Genomic DNA, 16,110 nt, shown 5'->3' with positions numbered 1-16,110 from the left:
CGTGCGTAAAAAGAAGTGAGGGTTACGCGTCCAGGCCGATCGCGAAGGCCGCTTCCAGGTCGTGCTGGGAGTACGTACGGAACGCGACGTGCGTGTCCGTCGCCTCGACGCCGGGGATCTTGCTGATGGAGCCGGGGATGATGTCGGCCAGGTCGTCGTGGCGGGCGACGCGCACCATGGCGATCAGGTCGTACGTACCCGTGACGGAGTAGACCTCACTGACGCTGTCCAGCGCGGCGATCGATTCCGCGATCTCGGGGATCCGGTCCACGCTGGTCTTGATGAGCACGATCGCGGTGATCACGGCTTGCTGTCTCCCTCGGTGGCCGTCGCTGGGACCTTCACTCTAGTCGTACGGCGGTAGCGCGCCGCCGCGTAGAGGAACCCGGTGGAGAAGCCCACCAGGTGGGCCAGATAGGCCACCCCGGGGCCGTCGCCCGCACCCTGCGCGGCCAGCCACTGCAGTACGAACCAGAAGACCAGCACGATCCAGGCGGGGAAGCGCAGCGGCAGGAAGAGCAGGAACGGGAAGATGCTGGTGACCCGGGCCTTGGGGAAGAGATAGAGGAAGGCGCCGAGCACTCCGGAGATGGCGCCTGACGCGCCCACCAGGGGCTGGTCGGACGTGGGGTGCGCGAGGGCGTACCCGAGCAGGGCGAGATAGCCGACGACGAGATAGAAGACGGCGAACTGGACCCGGCCCATCCGGTCCTCCGTCAGCGCCCCGAAGACGTACAGGAAGAGCATGTTGCCGAGCAGATGCAGCCAGTTCGCATGCACGAAGAGTGCGGTGAGCGGGGTGACGAGGGCGTGCGCCGCGGCGGTGGTCAGCTCGTCGGGCACCACGCCCCAGCGGGCGAAATAGGCGCTCTGGGCCGCGAGGAGCGTGTCGCCCGTGCCGTAGACCGGATTGAAGCCCGAGACGGGGCTGAGAAGGAAGACCAGACAGCACAGGCCGATCACCCCGTAGGTGACCACGGGTCCCTGGATCGTGCCCTGCCGTCCGGTCGTACGCATCTTCGTCATCCACCTCTTGAACACAAGCGCGAGCATGACGTAAATGGACCAAACGGTACAGACCGCCTCGCCGGATCTCACATGGTCGACTGGCTCCACAAGGGGTACGCGCGAGGCCGTAGGGTTACAGGCAGTACACGGCGACGCGAAAGAGGACGGCACGTATGACGACGGTTCCCCAGGCGACGGCCACGACCCGCTGGCGCTGCACGCTCTGCGGCAATCTGACCCGGTTCGACGTGACCCGCTCGTCCAAGGTCGTCGAATACCTCCATCTGGACCTGGCCGGAGAGGCCAAGGTCGAGGAACGCGAGGTGGTCAGTGAGACCATCGAGTCGGTGCGCTGCCGGTGGTGCAACGCGGTGGACCAGATCGAACTCGTGGACAGGCCGGATGCCGCCTCCTGAGGGAGCGTGGGCAGGACAACAGTTGGGGTGACGGATGGTGGAGCCAGCAAGCGGCGCTGATCCGGCCGGTGCGGCCGACGGTGTTGCCGAGGCGCTCGACCGCCCGCTGCCCGAAGGTGTACGGCGCCGGGTCATCGCCCTCGTGTCGGACGCGTTCGGCGGTCTGACCGTCACCGAACTCCCGGCGCAGCTGCGCCAGTACGCCCGCTTCACCCCCACCAGACGTGCCAAGTTCGCGGGCAACGCGATGGCGGCCGCCCTGGAGAGCGACCCGCTGTTCCGCCAGCGTATCGGCGAGCGGCTGAAAGAGGCCCAGCCCGAGCTGGCCGGCGCCCTGGAGGACGGCTCGCCGCCCGCCGCCGCCGATCCGGTCGATGTGGCCGCCGCCGCCTATGTGCTGCGCCCCGTCGGCTGGGTGAAGCTGGTCGCCGCCGCGGGTGAAGAGGCCCAGCGTGCGGACGCCGAGCGTGCGGACGAGGCTGCCCAGCGCGAGCTGGAGCGGCTGCGCGAGGAGCTCGCCGGGGCGCGGGCGGAGACCAGGGGCGAGAACGAACGGCTGCGCGCCGAGCTGGACGCGGCCCGCAAGGAAGCCGAATCGTTGCAGCGCAAGCTGCGCAGCGCACACAGTGACATCAAACGGGGCGAGGCCGCCCTGCGCCGTACGCACGCGGAGATCGACACCGTCAAGGCGGAGGCCGCCACCAAGGCCGCGGCCGCCGAGGCCGAAGCGCGGCGCCTGAAGGCACGTCTCGGCGAGGCGGAGGCGTCGGCGGAGGCCGGGCGCCGTGCCGTAAGGGAAGGGCGGTCGGTCGAGGACATGCGGCTGCGGCTGCTGCTCGACACGGTCCTGGACGCGGCTCAGGGGCTGCGCAGGGAGCTGGCGCTGCCGCCCGCGACCCAGCGCCCCGCCGACCTGGTCGACGCGGTGGAGCCGGGGCGCATGTCGCCCAAGGACATCGCGGCCAGGGCGCTCTCGGACATGGACCCGGCCCTGCTCGACCAGCTCCTCGCGCTGCCGCAGGCCCATCTGGTGGTGGACGGCTACAACGTCACCAAGACCGGCTATCCGCAACTTCCGCTGGAGAAGCAGCGGCTGCGCCTCCTGGGCGGGCTCTCGATGCTCGCCGCGCAGACCGGCGCCGAGATGACCTGCGTCTTCGACGGGGCGGAGCTGGCGGCTCCGGTCCTGCTCGCGCCGCCGCGAGGGGTGCGGGTCCTGTTCTCCAAGCCGGGTGTCACCGCGGACGAGTTGATCCGTCAGCTCGTACGGGCGGAGCCCTCGGGGCGGCCCGTCGTGGTCGTCTCCACCGACCGTGAGGTCGCGGACGGCGTGGCGAAATCCGGTGCCAGGCCCGTCGCGTCCGCCTTGTTGCTGAAGCGGCTTTCGCGCGTCTAGTAACTCCTGTACCCATTGCCCGAATTCGATCCCTTCGGATCGAAGCACTGTGTCAAGTGGTCATTACTGCCCGTGTGATGTGGGTAAAGAATGCGCTCGGTGACCGAGATTTTTGCTATCGGGATTTGAACTGATCACAGGATGGTCACTAAGGTCAGGCCTCGTACCTTTGCGCGGTTGATCACTCATCCCGAGTGGCGGCGAAGGTCCCGCCGAGTCAAAGCTGTTCGGCGGCTGAGGAAGAAGGAGCTCGCCTTCGTGGCGTCCCACCGTCGACCCAAGCCTGCGAGCCGCACCCGCGTGACCGTGCTCACCGCGACCGCTGCCGCTGCCGTGGCCCTGACATCCCAGGCTGCGCACGCCGACCCGAAGCCGACCAAGAGCGAGGTCAAGGCGAAGGTCGACAAGCTCTACGAAGAGGCGGAGCAGGCCACCGAGAAGTACGACGGGGCCAAGGAGCAGCAGGACAAGCTGAAGAAGCAGGTCGACGACCTCCAGGACAACGTCGCCCGCGGCCAGCAGGACCTGAACAAGCTGCGCGGTGAACTCGGTTCGCTCGCCAGCGCCCAGTACCGCTCGGGCGGCATCGACCCGTCCGTGCAGCTCTTCCTCTCCTCGGACCCGAGCAACTTCCTCGACAAGGCGTCCTCGATGGACCAGCTGAGCTCTCAGCAGGCCGAGGCCGTCACCAAGATCCAGTCCAAGCAGCGCTCGCTGGCGCAGCAGCGCCAGGAGGCGCAGGACAAGCTCGGGGACCTCTCCGACACGCGCAAGCAGCTCGGTGAGAAGAAGAGCGAAGTCCAGGACAAGCTCGCCGACGCGCGGAAGCTCCTCAACACGCTGACCGCCGCCGAGCGCTCCTCGCTCGCCGCCGCGGACGCCCGCTCCAGCCGCGCCAGCTCCCGCGCCGACCTCGGCAACGACGTCCCGGCCTCGCAGCTCGGCGGTGCCGCCCTGGCGGCGGCGCAGTCGAAGATCGGCTCGCCGTACGTCTACGGCGCCACGGGCCCCGGCTCCTTCGACTGCTCCGGGCTGACCTCCTGGGCGTACGCCCAGGCCGGCGCGACGATACCGCGTACCTCGCAGTCGCAGGCCGGCGCCGGCACCCGCATCTACTCGCAGAGCGCCCTGAAGCCGGGTGACCTGGTCATCTTCTACGGTGACGCCCACCACGTGGGTCTGTACGCGGGCAACGGCCAGGTCCTGCACGCCCCCAAGCCCGGTGCGTACGTCCGCTACGAGTCGATCGGCAACATGCCGTTCCAGTTCGGCGTGCGCATCTGACGTCCGGCCTCTCCCCGGAAGAGCTGCCGACACCGCCCAAACGGGCGAATTACGGCAACTCCCGCTGACACCCCGCCCCGTCGGTGACCTGTGGTCTCCGGCGGGGCGTCACTTTGTGTACGCAACGGGGTCTTTGGCCGCAGTGTGGTCGCACGGCTACTGTCTGGCGTCGCAGCTCCCGGCAAACAGACCGCCCACCAGGGTGGCAGGGAGCCGCACACAGCGGAAGGGAGTGCGACTCCTGTGGCGTTCCATCGCCGTACGGGCCAGTCCGGTCTCACCCACAGCGCCCGGGTCACCGTGCTGTCCGCCGCCGCGGCCACCGCGGCGGCAGCACTCGGGGCCGCTCCCGCGGTCGCGGACCCGCAGGACACGGCCACCTCCGCGCAGACCCGGGTCGACGGGCTCTTCGAGCAGGCGGAGAAGGCCACCGAGGCGTACAACAAGGCCGGCGAGCGCGCCGGCCGGCTCCGCGCCGAGGTCGCCGCCACCCGGGACAGCGTCGCGCGAGGACAGGAGCGGCTCAACCGGATGCGGGGCAGGCTCGGTGCCTTCGCGGGCGCCCAGTACCGCTCCGGAGGCATGGACCCCTCGCTGGCGCTGCTGCTCTCCGGCAGCCCGGACACCTATCTCGACAAGGCCTCGACGATCGAGCGGATCGGGGACCGGCAGTCCGGCGAACTGCGCGAGGTCCAGGAGGAACAGCGCAGAATCGGCCAGCAGCGTCTTGAGGCGGCGGCCCAGCTCGCGGATCTCGAGGAGTCGAGGACCGCGGTCGCCCGCCACAAGCGCGTGATCGAGAGCAAACTGGCGGAGGCACGGCGGCTGGTCAACGCGATGCCCGCACAGGAGCGGGCGGCGTTCGACCACGCCTCGCGCTCCTCGCTCCGTGACGAACTGCCCTCGCTCTCCGGCTCGGCGCCGTCGTCGGCGCGCGCGGCGGCCGCGGTGATGGCGGCCAGGCAGGCCGTCGGAAGGCCCTACGTCTGGGGCGCCAACGGGCCGTCCGGATTCGACTGCTCCGGGCTGATGCAGTGGTCGTACGCCCAGGCCGGTGTCGGGCTGCCGCGTACCTCGCAGGCGCAGCGGTACGCCGGGCGGCAGATCCCCCTCTCCGAGGCGAAACCCGGTGACCTGGTGATCTACCGCGACGACGCCAGCCATGTGGCGATGTACATGGGCAACGGCCAGGTGGTGCACGCGCCGTACCCGGGCGCACCGGTGCGCTACGACCCGGTCGGCATGATGCCCGTTTCCTCGGTGACGCGGGTCTGATCCGACCGGCTCCGGGCAACGTACGATCGGCGGCGTGGCAGGTCAGCGGCGCGGCACACGACGACGGCAAGAGGTGGTGGCGCTGGGTGCCGCCGCCCTGGTGCTGGCGTCCGGGTGCGCGTCGCCCGCACCGCGGCCCGACTCCACGGGACAGGACATCCAGGCGGTGCTCGACCGGAGGGCCGCCGCCGTCGTCGACCGTGACGAGAGCGCCTATCTGACCGCCGTCGAACCGCAGGCGACTGCCGAACGGGCGGTGGAGCAGCGGGAGTTCAGGAATCTCGCCGAGATCCCGCTCGGCTCGTGGGGCTACCGGGTCAAGAGCGTGCGGCACACCGGCGCCCGGGCCACCGCCGAGGTCGAGCTGCGCTACCGGATCAAGGGGTACGACCTGTCCCCGGTGGTCAGTGCGCGCACCCTGAAGCTGGCCGAACACGGCGGCCGCTGGTACATCGCCACCGACCGGCCGGGCAAGGGTGCGGGCCGGCTGCTCTGGCAGCAGGGCAAGGTCACCGCGGTCGCGGGCGGCCACAGCCTGGTCCTCGGCGTCGGCCAGCGCGCGCGCCTGCTGCGCGAGGTCGCGGCGGTCGCGGACCGGGCGGTGCCCGCGGTGGACTCCGCGTGGCAGGAGAAGTGGTCCGGGCGGGTGGTCGTCCTGATGCCGTCCTCGCTGGAGGCGATGGCCTCGCTGCTCGGCGCGCCGGCCGCTTCGTACCGGGGGATCGCGGCGGTGACCACGGGGGAAGCAGGGAGTTCGGGCTCGGCGCCCGCGGACCGGGTGATCATCAATCCGCAGGCGTTCGCGGTGCTCGGCGAGTTCGGGCAGCGCGTGGTGGTCACGCACGAGACCACGCATGTGGCGACGCGGACGCACACGACAGCGGCGACCCCGCTCTGGCTCTCCGAGGGCTTCGCCGACTGGGTCGCGTACCGGGGGAGCGGGCGCACCGCCCCGCAGGCCGCACCCGAGCTCCAGAGCGCGGTCCGCAGCGGGTCGCTGCCGGCCACGCTGCCCACCGACGAGGACTTCGGCTTCGGGGGCGACGCGGACAAGCTGGCGCGGGCGTACGAGGGCGGCTGGCTGGCCTGCAAACTGATCGCCCAGAAGTGGGGCGAGGCGAAACTGACCGCCTTCTACCGGGCCGTGGGCGCGCACAAGACGCGCGACGGAGCCGTGGAGAAGGCCATGAACGATGTGCTCGGCACGACCCCGGAGGACTTCGCGGCGCGCTGGCGCGAGTACCTCAGAGACCAGCTGGGCTGAGTTCCGCGGGAGTTGCCGAGGCGATGCGTGCCGCGCGCCGCCTCGGTTCGGACACCGTGTGGATCCAGAGCGTGCGGCAGGCGGTCAGCGAGGCGGCGACGAGCAGTCCGTTGCGTACGAGAAGAACCGTGATCCCCAGCAGGTCACTGGCCACCACGTGTGAGAACCAGACCGGGAAGTCCAGGAAGCTGAAGAAGGTGGCGAGCAGCACCAGACGGGCCGGGAGCGCCATCCTGCTGGTGCGGAACACCAGGCACGCGGCGGCGAGGCCGACCAGCCACAGCATGTACTGGGGGCTGATGACCCGGCTGGTGGTGGTGAAGAGCAGGATCGCGGTGAAGGCCGTGTCGCAGGTCGTGCTCGCACTGAACCTCCGTGCCGCGAGACGCCAGAACAGCAGCCAGCCGAAGGCGGCGACGGTGAGGCCGAGCGCGAGGGTGGAGACCGTGGAGACGTACGGACCGAGGAACTCCACCGAGCCGTAGTTGAGCAGCACCTGCCCGTGCCAGCCGAAGTGCCTGGCCACGTGGAAGACCATGGCGCCGAGCGACTCGACCTCCGTGCCCCGGTCGCGCTGGAAGGTGAGGAAGGCCAGCGAGCCGGGCATGACGGCGCCGAAGAGGAGCAGCAGCCCGGCGGCGGTGACCGCGGCGGCCGTCCAGGAGGTGCGGGTGACGCGGCCGCGCGGGGTGCCGGCCAGCAGCAGGACCGGCCACACCTTCAGCAGGGCCCCGAAGGCGGCCAGCGCGCCCATGGTGCGCGGGTGGCGTGCCCCCGCGAGCAGGGCGGCGACGGCGACAGCGGTCACCATCAGGTCGTAGCGCGCGTACGCGGTCGGTCCGAGCAGGGCGACACCGGCGACCCACACCCAGGCGCCCGCGAGCCGCCTGCCGGGGCGGCGGGCCGCGCGCAGGAGCAGGAGGAGGACCGCGGTGTCGCAGAGCAGGGCGAGGACGAAGAAGGCGGAGGCGTACGAGAGGAAGGGCAGCAGGGCGGGGGCGAGGATGACGAGCGCGGCGGCCGGCGGGTACTGCCAGGTGACGTCGTCGAGGGGGTAGGTGCCGGTCTTCAGGATCTCGTACCAGCCCTGGTAGATCACCGAGACGTCACCTGTGACGTCGACGCCGGGGGAGGTCAGCACGTGGAAGACGCAGAGCAGCAGCACGGTCCTCGTCAGGGCCCAGACCGCGATAATGGACTTTGTACTGGTTGCGCCCGGCATGACCCGCCTCATCCGCATTAGTGGGGTGTTGGGGTGTCATCATGCCGGGCGGCCCTGTGCACGAGCCATCAAGCAGGGCCGAGCGGAAACGGTACTGTCGGCGGCGATGCACAAGACCTTGATCGTGACCAATGACTTCCCGCCCCGCCCCGGCGGGATCCAGGCGTTCCTGCACAACATGGCGCTGCGTCTGGACCCCGAACAGATCGTCGTCTACGCCTCCACCTGGAAGCGCGGCAGCGAGGGCACGGAGGCGACCGCGGCCTTCGACGCCGAGCAGCCCTTCACGGTCGTACGCGACCGGACGACGATGCTCCTGCCGACCCCGCGCGTCACCCGCAGGGCGACCGAGCTGCTGCGCGAACACGGCTGCGGATCGGTGTGGTTCGGGGCGGCCGCCCCGCTCGGGCTGATGGCCCCCGCCCTGCGCAAGGCGGGCGCCGAGCGTATTGTCGCGACCACGCACGGGCACGAGGCGGGGTGGGCACAGCTGCCCGCGTCCCGCCAACTGCTGCGCAGGATCGGCGAGTCCACGGACACGATCACCTATCTCGGTGAGTACACACGCTCGCGGATCGCGGCCGCGCTGACCCCCGACGCGGCCGGCCGGATGACCCAACTGCCGCCAGGCGTCGACGAGAAGACCTTCCACCCGGGATCGGGTGGCGCGGAGATCCGGGCCAGGCTGGGGCTCTCCGACCGCCCGGTGGTCGTCTGCGTCTCGCGTCTCGTCCCGCGCAAGGGCCAGGACACCCTGATCCTGGCGATGCCCGCGATCCTGGCGAAGGTGCCGGACGCGGTGCTGCTGATCGTCGGCGGCGGTCCGTACGAGAAGGAACTGCGCAAGCTGGCCGCGGAGACCCGTGTCGCGGACTCCGTGCGCTTCACCGGCTCCGTCCCCTGGTCCGAGCTGCCCGCCCACTATGGCGCGGGTGACGTCTTCGCGATGCCCTGCCGTACGCGCAGGGGAGGCCTGGACGTCGAGGGCCTCGGCATCGTGTACCTGGAGGCGTCCGCGACCGGGATCCCGGTGGTCGGCGGCGATTCGGGCGGTGCACCGGACGCCGTGCTCGACGGTGAGACAGGTTGGGTGGTCCGGGGCGGCTCGCCCGAGGAGGCGGCCGACCGGATCGTCACGCTGCTCCAGGACCCGGAGCTGCGCCGGCGGATGGGGGAGCGGGGCCGGGCCTGGGTCGAGGAGAAGTGGCGCTGGGACCTGCTCGCCGAGAAGCTCAGGGCGCTGCTGTAAGGCTGCCGCAACGACAGAGGGGCGCCGTCCAGACCCGGACGGCGCCCCTCTTCGTATGCGGGTCTCTCAGCCGCGGTAGATCGCCTCGATCTCGTCCGCGAAGTCCTTCGCCACGACATTCCGCTTGAGCTTCAGGGACGGCGTGATGTGGCCCGCCTCCTCGGTGAACTGGGCGGGGAGGACCCGGAACTTGCGTACCGACTCCGCCTTGGAGACCGCCGCGTTGCCGTCGTCCACCGCACGCTGCACCTCGGCCAGGAGCTCCGGGTCGTCGCGCAGCGACAGTGCCGTGGAGGTGACCGGCTTGCCGTGCTCCTCGGCCCAGCGGCCGATGAACTCGTCGTCCAGCGTGATGAGCGCGCCCACGAAGGGCCGTCCGTCGCCGACCACCATGCACTCCGCGACCAGGGCGTGCGCCCGGATGCGGTCCTCGATCACCGCGGGGGCGACGTTCTTGCCGCCCGCCGTCACGATGATCTCCTTCTTGCGGCCGGTGATCGCGAGGTAGCCGTCCTCGTCGAGGGTGCCGATGTCGCCGGTGTGGAACCAGCCGTCGGCGAGCGCCTCGGCGGTGGCCGTCTCGTTGTTCCAGTAACCGGAGAACAGGTGCTCGCCGTGGAGCAGCACTTCGCCGTCGTCGGCGATCCGGACGACAGAGCCGGGCAGCGGCTGGCCGACCGTGCCGATCTTCTGGCGGTCCCAGGGGTTGAACGCGGTGGCGGCGCAGGACTCGGTCAGTCCGTACCCCTCCAGGACCGTGAAGCCGATGCCCCGGTAGAAGTGGCCGAGCCGCTCGCCGAGCGGGGCGCCGCCGGAGATCGCGTACTCGCCGCGGCCGCCGAGCACCGCGCGCAGCTTGGAGAAGACCAGCCGGTCGAAGACCTTGTGCTTGAACTTCAGGCCGACGGACGGGCCCTGGGGGGTGCCGAGCGCGCGGCTGTAGGCGATCGCGGTGTGCGCGGCCTTGTCGAAGATCTTGCCCTTGCCGTCGGCCTGGGCCTTGGCGCGCGCCGAGTTGTAGACCTTCTCGAAGACGCGCGGGACTCCGAGGATCAGCGTCGGGCGGAAGGACGCCAGTTCATCGGTGAGGTTCTTGATGTCCGGTACGCAGCCGATCTTGATCGGCGCCATCACCGAGGCCACCTCGACCAGCCGGCCGAAGACATGGGCCGCGGGCAGGAAGAGGAGCACCGAGCACTCGCCCGTACGGAAGAGGGGCTTGAGGCGCTCGACGATGTTCCCGCACTCGGCGAAGAAGCTGCGGTGGGTCAGCACACAGCCCTTGGGGCGTCCCGTGGTGCCCGAGGTGTAGACGATCGTGGCCGGATCGTCGGCCTTCGCGCTGGAGCTGCGCTCCTCGACGAGGGAGTCGGGGACGCCGGCGCCCTCGGCGCGCAGGGTGTCGACCGCGCCCTTGTCGATCTGCCAGATGTGCCGGAGTGCGGGCAGCGCGTGCCGTACGGACTCGACGGCGACAGCGTGCGCGTCCATCTCGATGATGACCGCGACCGCACCCGAGTCGCCGAGGATCCACTGCACCTGTTCGGGCGAGCTGGTCTCGTACACCGGCACCGTGATGGCGCCCGCGCTCCAGATCGCGAAGTCCAGCTGCACCCACTCGTAGCGGGTACGGGACATCAGGGCGACGCGGTCACCGGGCTGGATGCCCGCGGCGATCAGCCCCTTGGCCGCCTCGCGGACCTCGGCCAGGAACTGGGTGGCGGTGACGTCGGTCCAGACGCCGGCCACCTTTCTCGCCATCACCGCCACATGGGGGTGCTGAGCGGCATTGCGGCGGATGAGATCCGTCAGATTGCCGTCCGAAGGGACCTCGTACAGGGCCGGAAGGCTGAACTCGCGCAAGACTGCTGCTCCTCTGGGCGCCATCGCCGCTATTGGACTGCCCGGACGTTACCCGCGGGTACAAGGTTCCGGATAGGGGGTTCCGGCCAGATGTTCCATGCGTCACACGGATCGGCGGCGCTGGGGACGCTTCGGGGCGCACAGTAGTCCACGCATATCGGGACTCGGAAGTAACCGCAGGTCCGACCCCCTCTATCCAGCCGGGGGGTGTAGTCCTAGGGTGATCGCATGCGCGTGCATGTGGTCAGTGACGTCCATGGCAACACCGAGGGCCTGGCGAGGGCGGGTGAGGGTGCCGACGCCCTGATCTGCCTCGGCGACCTGGTCCTCTTCCTCGACTACGCCGACCACTCGCGAGGGATCTTCCCCGAGCTCTTCGGTGTCGAGAACGCCGACCGGATCGTCGAGCTGCGCACGGCGCGGCGGTTCGATGAGGCCCGTGAGCTGGGCAGATCCCTCTGGGCGGGGGTCGACCGCGACTCCGCGATCGAGGCGGCCGTACGCAAGCAGTACGCCGAGATGTTCGCGGCGCTTCCCACGCCCACGTACGCCACCTACGGCAATGTCGACATCCCCTCCCTCTGGCCGCAGTACGCGGGCCCCGGCACCACCGTCCTGGACGGCGAGCGCGTCGAGATCGGCGGCCGGGTCTTCGGCTTCGTCGGCGGCGGGCTGCGGACACCGATGCGCACCCCGTTCGAGATCAGCGACGAGGAGTACGCGGCCAAGATCGAGGCCATCGGCGAGGTCGATGTGCTCTGCTCGCACATCCCGCCCGAGATTCCCGAACTCGTGTACGACACCGTGGCGCGCCGCTTCGAGCGCGGCAGCCGGGCCCTCCTTGACGCGATCCGCCGCACCAAGCCGCGGTACGCACTCTTCGGTCATGTCCACCAGCCGCTCGCCCAGCGGGTCCGTGTCGGCCGCACCGAATGCGTGAACGTCGGCCACTTCGCCTCCTCCGGCCGCCCCTGGGCACTGGAGTGGTGAGCTGTGCATACGCGATAGCCTGCACAGCGCACACTCCACCCCCTGACGAACCCACCTGACGGACCCCGTACTGGAGGCGCCACCGCGATGGCTGAACACACCAGCTCGAGCATCACGATCGAGGCGGCACCGGCCGATGTCATGGGAGTGATCGCCGACTTCGCCCGTTACCCGGAGTGGACCGGTGAGGTGAAGGAGGCCGAGATCCTCGCGAGCGACGAGAAGGGGCGCGCCGAGAAGGTGCGGCTGCTGCTCGACGCCGGGGCGATCAAGGACGACCACACCCTCGCGTACACCTGGACCGGCGAGAACGAGGTCAGCTGGACGCTGGTCAAGTCGCAGATGCTGCGGTCCCTCGACGGCTCGTACCGGCTCGCGGCCAAGGGCGACGCCACCGAGGTGACGTACCAGCTGACCGTCGACGTCAAGATCCCGATGCTCGGCATGATCAAGCGCAAGGCGGAGAAGGTCATCATCGACCGCGCCCTGGCCGGTCTGAAGAAGCGCGTGGAGTCCGGACCCGACCTCACGGCCGGGTCCGAGCCCGAATCCGGGGCCGCGTCCGAGTCCGGAGCCGCGTCCGAGTCCGGGTCAGGGTCCGAGACCGAGCCCAAGGCCTGATGTCCTGATGCGTACGGTCCTCGTCACCGGATCAGGCGGCGCGGGCCGTACGACCGTCTCCGCGGCGACCGCGCTCGCGGCCGCCCGCAGCGGACTGCGGGTGCTGCTGCTCACCGACGGGTGGCCGCTCCTCTCCGGCGAACCGGGGCTGACCGTCTCGCGGATAGACTCCGGCGCCCATTTCCGCAGCGAGCTGATGGCCCTGCAGGAGCGGTCGGCCGCCGCACTGGAACTCCTCGGTGCGGACCGCCTGGACGCGGACGAACTGACCGAACTCCCGGGCGCCGAACAGTTCGCGCTGCTCAGCGCGCTGCTGGAGGCATCGGGCGGCGACAGCGACCTGGTGGTCGTCGACATGCCGCCGACCCCGCAGGCCCTCGCCGTACTCGCACTGCCCGAACAGCTGCGCCGTTATCTGCGGCGGCTGGTCCCGCCCGAGCGGCAGGCGGCCAGGGCGCTGCGGCCGATGCTGGCGCAGCTCGCCGGCGTACCGATGCCGGCGCAGTGGCTGTACGCGACCGCCGCTCGCTGGCAGCTCCAACTGGCCGCCGTCCAGGCCGTGACGGACGCCCCCGACACCGTCGTACGGCTGGTCGCCGAGCCGGGACCCGCGGCCGGCGAGGCCCTGCGCACCGCCCGCCTCGGACTCGCGCTGCACGGCCACACCCTCGACATGGTCACCGCCAACCGGCTGCTGCCCACCGGTTCGCCCGACGCCTGGCTGGCCGCTCTCGCCGCCCAGCAGCAGGAGCACCTCAAGGAGATGTACGCCGACTTCGGCGACGTTCAGGAACTCGCGCACCTCGGCCGGGACCCGCGCTCCTCCGACGACCTGAACCTCCTGTCGCGCCCGGAGGCACCGCTCGCGGCGGGCCCCGGCTGGTCGGTCGAGGACCGGCGCGCAGAGGACGACGGCGTACTCGTATGGCGGCTGCCGCTGCCGGGCGCGGCCAAGGACGACGTGGGTCTGGTCCGGCGCGGGGACGAACTCCTGCTCACCGTCGGCCCGTTCCGCAGAATCGTCTCGCTGCCCTCCGCGCTGCGCCGGTGCACGGTGTCCGGCGCGGGGCTCGCCGACGGCGTGCTGAGCGTACGGTTCACGCCGGATCCCGCTCTGTGGCCGCAGACACAGTGAACGCCTTACGCCCATTCGGGTAACGTCGGGGGTAGGCACCAGACCGCACCAGACCCTCAGCCCGCCCCGCACCGTCCGCAGGAGTCCGTCATGAGCGAAGACACCGAGCGTCCCGCCGCCGACTCGGACGCCTGGGAGAAGGCATGCGCCGAGGATCTCGCCGCTGAGAAGGCCCGGCGCCGTACGCAGTACGGGACGCAGCCCGGATCGGCCGCCGAGGAACTGCGCAAACTGCTCGACGCCGTCACCGACAAGGTCACCTCCTTCCAGTCCTCGCTGCCCGGAATGGCCGCGCAGGGCGCCGTACAGCAGGTGCTGAATCAGGCCAAGGCCGCGGTCGAGCCCGTCATCGAGCGCAACCCCGACGTCTTCGACCATCTGGCGGCGGCCGGCAGCGAGCTCCTCGCGGCCTACCGTTCGGCCGTGGTGAACCACGAACGGCGCTGGACGAACGAGCCCAAGAAGGACGAAGGCGACAGCGGCGCAGGCGAACACATCGATCTCGACTGACAGCGCTCGGGTACGGTTGGCCGTAGCGGGGCTCGACCGAAAACTGAGGGACTAATGGGACTCACCATCGGCGTCGATATCGGCGGCACGAAGATCGCGGCCGGAGTGGTCGATGAGGAAGGCAACATCCTCTCGACATTCAAGGTGCCGACTCCCAGCACGTCGCAGGCCATCGTGGATGCGATCGCTTCGGCCGTGGAAGGCGCAAGGGCGGGACACGACGTTGTCGCCGTGGGCATCGGCGCCGCGGGTTACGTCAACCGCCAGCGTTCCACCGTCTACTTCGCGCCCAACATCGACTGGCGGCAGGAGCCGCTGAAGGCCAAGGTCGAGGAGCGCGTGGGTCTGCCGGTCGTCGTCGAGAACGACGCGAACGCGGCAGCCTGGGGCGAGTACAAGTTCGGTGCGGGCAAGGGCCACCGCAACGTCATCTGCATCACGCTCGGTACCGGGCTCGGCGGCGGCATCATCATCGGCAACAAGCTGCGCCGCGGCCACTTCGGCGTCGCAGCCGAGTTCGGCCACATCCGGATGGTCCCCGACGGGCTGCTCTGCGGCTGCGGGAGCCAGGGCTGCTGGGAGCAGTACGCATCGGGCCGGGCCCTCGTCCGGTACGCGATGCAGCGTGCCAACGCCACCCCGGAGAACGCCGAGTACCTGCTCTCGCTGGGCGACGGAACCCCCGAGGGCATCGAGGGCAAGCACATCTCGATGGCCGCCAGGCAGGGTGACCCGGTGGCTGTCGACTCCTACCGCGAGCTGGCCCGCTGGGCGGGTGCCGGTCTCGCCGACCTGGCCTCGCTCTTCGACCCGTCGGCGTTCATCGTCGGCGGCGGGCTCTCGGACGAGGGCGAACTGGTCCTCGACCCGATCCGCAAGTCCTACAAGCGCTGGCTGGTGGGCGGCAACTGGCGCCCGGTGGCCGACGTGATCGCCGCCCAGCTCGGCAACAAGGCCGGACTGGTCGGAGCGGCCGACCTGGCGCGGGAGCCCGACCCGGTCATGTGACACCAGCACCACGACGTTGCCCGCCGTGCCCCCTGGGGACCCGGCGGGCATCGTCGTATCGTGGCGCCCATGGTGATCACCGCTCTGCCCAACTCCCGCACCGAACCCGACGGTTCGGCCGTGATCCGGGTGCTCAGCTACAACATCCGCTCGATGCGCGACGACCGCGCCGCACTGGTCCGGGTGATCCGCGCCTGCGCACCGGACCTGGTCCTGATCCAGGAGGCGCCGCGCTTCTTCCGCTGGCGCAAGCGCGCGGCCTGGCTGGCCTCCCGGACCGACCTGGTGGTGCTCGGCGGCGGGGCGACCGCCTCGGGGCCGCTGCTGTTGTGTTCGCTGCGGGCGACGGTCGAGAGCACGGAGGACGTACTGCTGCCGCGGACGCCCGGGCTGCACCAGCGGGGGTTCGCGACCGCTGTCGTACGGATCGGGGGAGCCCGGATCGGCGTGCTCAGCTGCCACTTGAGCCTGCAGAGCGCGGAGCGCCAGGTCCAGGCGGGGCTGCTGCTCGACCGCCTCGACGCGATGGATGTGCCGTACGCGATCGCGGCGGGCGACCTCAACGAGGGGCCTGGGGGGAGGAGCTTCCGGCGGCTGGCGGAGCGGCTGCAGGACTGCTGGGCGGTGAAGCCGTGGGGCGGTGAGCACACGTCGCCGGCCCGGGGGCCGTATCAGCGCATCGATGCGGTGTTCGCGACGGAGGGGGTCGAAGTCCTGGGCTGCGGTGTCCCATCGGAGATTTCGGAGACGGATCTGCGGGCAGCGACGGATCACCTGCCGGTGCTGGCGGCGCTGCGCGTGCCGGTGGCGTAAGCGGATCTCCCGTACGCGACCTTCGGCCGCGTGTCCTCAATCGCCGGACGGGCTAT

Annotated in this window: 16 protein-coding genes; 12 read left to right on the top strand and 4 right to left on the bottom strand. The window is 70.5% G+C overall.

What is annotated here, in order from left to right:
- Positions 1–22 precede the first annotated feature (22 nt).
- Both J0695_RS18005 and J0695_RS18000 read right to left on the bottom strand, forming a co-directional pair.
- Positions 23–304 carry an Lrp/AsnC family transcriptional regulator gene (locus tag J0695_RS18005; RefSeq protein ID WP_206963099.1) on the bottom strand — a complete coding sequence of 94 codons (282 nt, stop codon included), beginning with the start codon at positions 302–304 and terminating at the stop codon, positions 23–25.
- Positions 301–1,026 carry a rhomboid family intramembrane serine protease gene (locus J0695_RS18000; RefSeq protein ID WP_242552828.1) on the bottom strand — a complete coding sequence of 242 codons (726 nt, stop codon included), beginning with the start codon at positions 1,024–1,026 and terminating at the stop codon, positions 301–303. The genes J0695_RS18005 and J0695_RS18000 overlap by 4 nt, the downstream gene beginning before the upstream one ends.
- Positions 1,027–1,181: 155 nt before the next feature.
- Here J0695_RS18000 and J0695_RS17995 point away from each other — a divergent pair, with 155 nt between their 5' ends.
- The 5 genes from J0695_RS17995 (at position 1,182) to J0695_RS17975 (ending at position 6,643) form a co-directional block, all read left to right on the top strand.
- On the top strand, positions 1,182–1,424 hold the full coding sequence (locus tag J0695_RS17995; RefSeq protein WP_206963097.1) for a hypothetical protein: 243 nt from the start codon (positions 1,182–1,184) through the stop codon (positions 1,422–1,424).
- 34 nt (positions 1,425–1,458) lie between these two features.
- Positions 1,459–2,820 (top strand): NYN domain-containing protein, encoded by a 1,362-nt coding sequence (locus J0695_RS17990; RefSeq protein WP_206963096.1) that lies wholly within the window; start codon positions 1,459–1,461, stop codon positions 2,818–2,820.
- Between the two features lie 258 nt (positions 2,821–3,078).
- Positions 3,079–4,104 carry a C40 family peptidase gene (locus J0695_RS17985; RefSeq protein ID WP_206963095.1) on the top strand — a complete coding sequence of 342 codons (1,026 nt, stop codon included), beginning with the start codon at positions 3,079–3,081 and terminating at the stop codon, positions 4,102–4,104.
- A gap of 243 nt (positions 4,105–4,347) precedes the next feature.
- Entirely contained in the window at positions 4,348–5,379 is a 1,032-nt protein-coding gene (locus tag J0695_RS17980; protein ID WP_307798673.1) for a C40 family peptidase, read from the top strand.
- Positions 5,380–5,413: 34 nt separating this feature from the next.
- On the top strand, positions 5,414–6,643 hold the full coding sequence (locus J0695_RS17975; protein WP_307798672.1) for a hypothetical protein: 1,230 nt from the start codon (positions 5,414–5,416) through the stop codon (positions 6,641–6,643).
- Here the strand turns inward: J0695_RS17975 and J0695_RS17970 are convergent.
- Entirely contained in the window at positions 6,624–7,865 is a 1,242-nt protein-coding gene (locus tag J0695_RS17970) for a glycosyltransferase 87 family protein (protein ID WP_206963094.1), read from the bottom strand. The genes J0695_RS17975 and J0695_RS17970 overlap by 20 nt on opposite strands.
- 106 nt (positions 7,866–7,971) lie before the next feature.
- Here J0695_RS17970 and J0695_RS17965 point away from each other — a divergent pair, with 106 nt between their 5' ends.
- Positions 7,972–9,114: a glycosyltransferase family 4 protein gene (locus J0695_RS17965; protein WP_206963093.1), complete on the top strand. Its 1,143-nt coding sequence runs from the start codon at positions 7,972–7,974 to the stop codon at positions 9,112–9,114.
- A gap of 66 nt (positions 9,115–9,180) precedes the next feature.
- On the opposite strand, the gene J0695_RS17960 is transcribed toward J0695_RS17965, so the two are convergent.
- Complete coding sequence (locus J0695_RS17960; RefSeq protein WP_206963092.1) at positions 9,181–10,977, bottom strand: AMP-dependent synthetase/ligase; 1,797 nt, start codon at positions 10,975–10,977, stop codon at positions 9,181–9,183.
- Positions 10,978–11,205: 228 nt separating this feature from the next.
- Here J0695_RS17960 and J0695_RS17955 point away from each other — a divergent pair, with 228 nt between their 5' ends.
- From J0695_RS17955 to J0695_RS17930, 6 genes are all read left to right on the top strand, one after another.
- Positions 11,206–11,967: a metallophosphoesterase family protein gene (locus tag J0695_RS17955; protein ID WP_206963091.1), complete on the top strand. Its 762-nt coding sequence runs from the start codon at positions 11,206–11,208 to the stop codon at positions 11,965–11,967.
- Positions 11,968–12,054: 87 nt separating this feature from the next.
- On the top strand, positions 12,055–12,588 hold the full coding sequence (locus J0695_RS17950; protein ID WP_242552818.1) for an SRPBCC family protein: 534 nt from the start codon (positions 12,055–12,057) through the stop codon (positions 12,586–12,588).
- A gap of 7 nt (positions 12,589–12,595) precedes the next feature.
- Positions 12,596–13,723, top strand: coding sequence for an ArsA family ATPase (locus J0695_RS17945; RefSeq protein ID WP_206963090.1), 1,128 nt, complete (start codon positions 12,596–12,598; stop codon positions 13,721–13,723).
- A 90-nt stretch (positions 13,724–13,813) separates the two neighbouring features.
- Positions 13,814–14,233, top strand: coding sequence for a DUF5304 domain-containing protein (locus tag J0695_RS17940; protein ID WP_206963089.1), 420 nt, complete (start codon positions 13,814–13,816; stop codon positions 14,231–14,233).
- Between the two features lie 54 nt (positions 14,234–14,287).
- Positions 14,288–15,241 carry an ROK family glucokinase gene (locus tag J0695_RS17935; protein ID WP_206963088.1) on the top strand — a complete coding sequence of 318 codons (954 nt, stop codon included), beginning with the start codon at positions 14,288–14,290 and terminating at the stop codon, positions 15,239–15,241.
- A gap of 69 nt (positions 15,242–15,310) precedes the next feature.
- Positions 15,311–16,054: an endonuclease/exonuclease/phosphatase family protein gene (locus J0695_RS17930; RefSeq protein WP_206963087.1), complete on the top strand. Its 744-nt coding sequence runs from the start codon at positions 15,311–15,313 to the stop codon at positions 16,052–16,054.
- The last annotated feature ends 56 nt before the right edge of the window (positions 16,055–16,110 follow it).

It is taken from the genome of Streptomyces beijiangensis (assembly GCF_017315755.1).
Taxonomy (GTDB): Bacteria; Actinomycetota; Actinomycetes; order Streptomycetales; family Streptomycetaceae; genus Streptomyces; species Streptomyces beijiangensis.
Note: the sequence above shows the minus strand (reverse complement) of the source record. Positions and strands in the feature narration are given on the sequence as shown.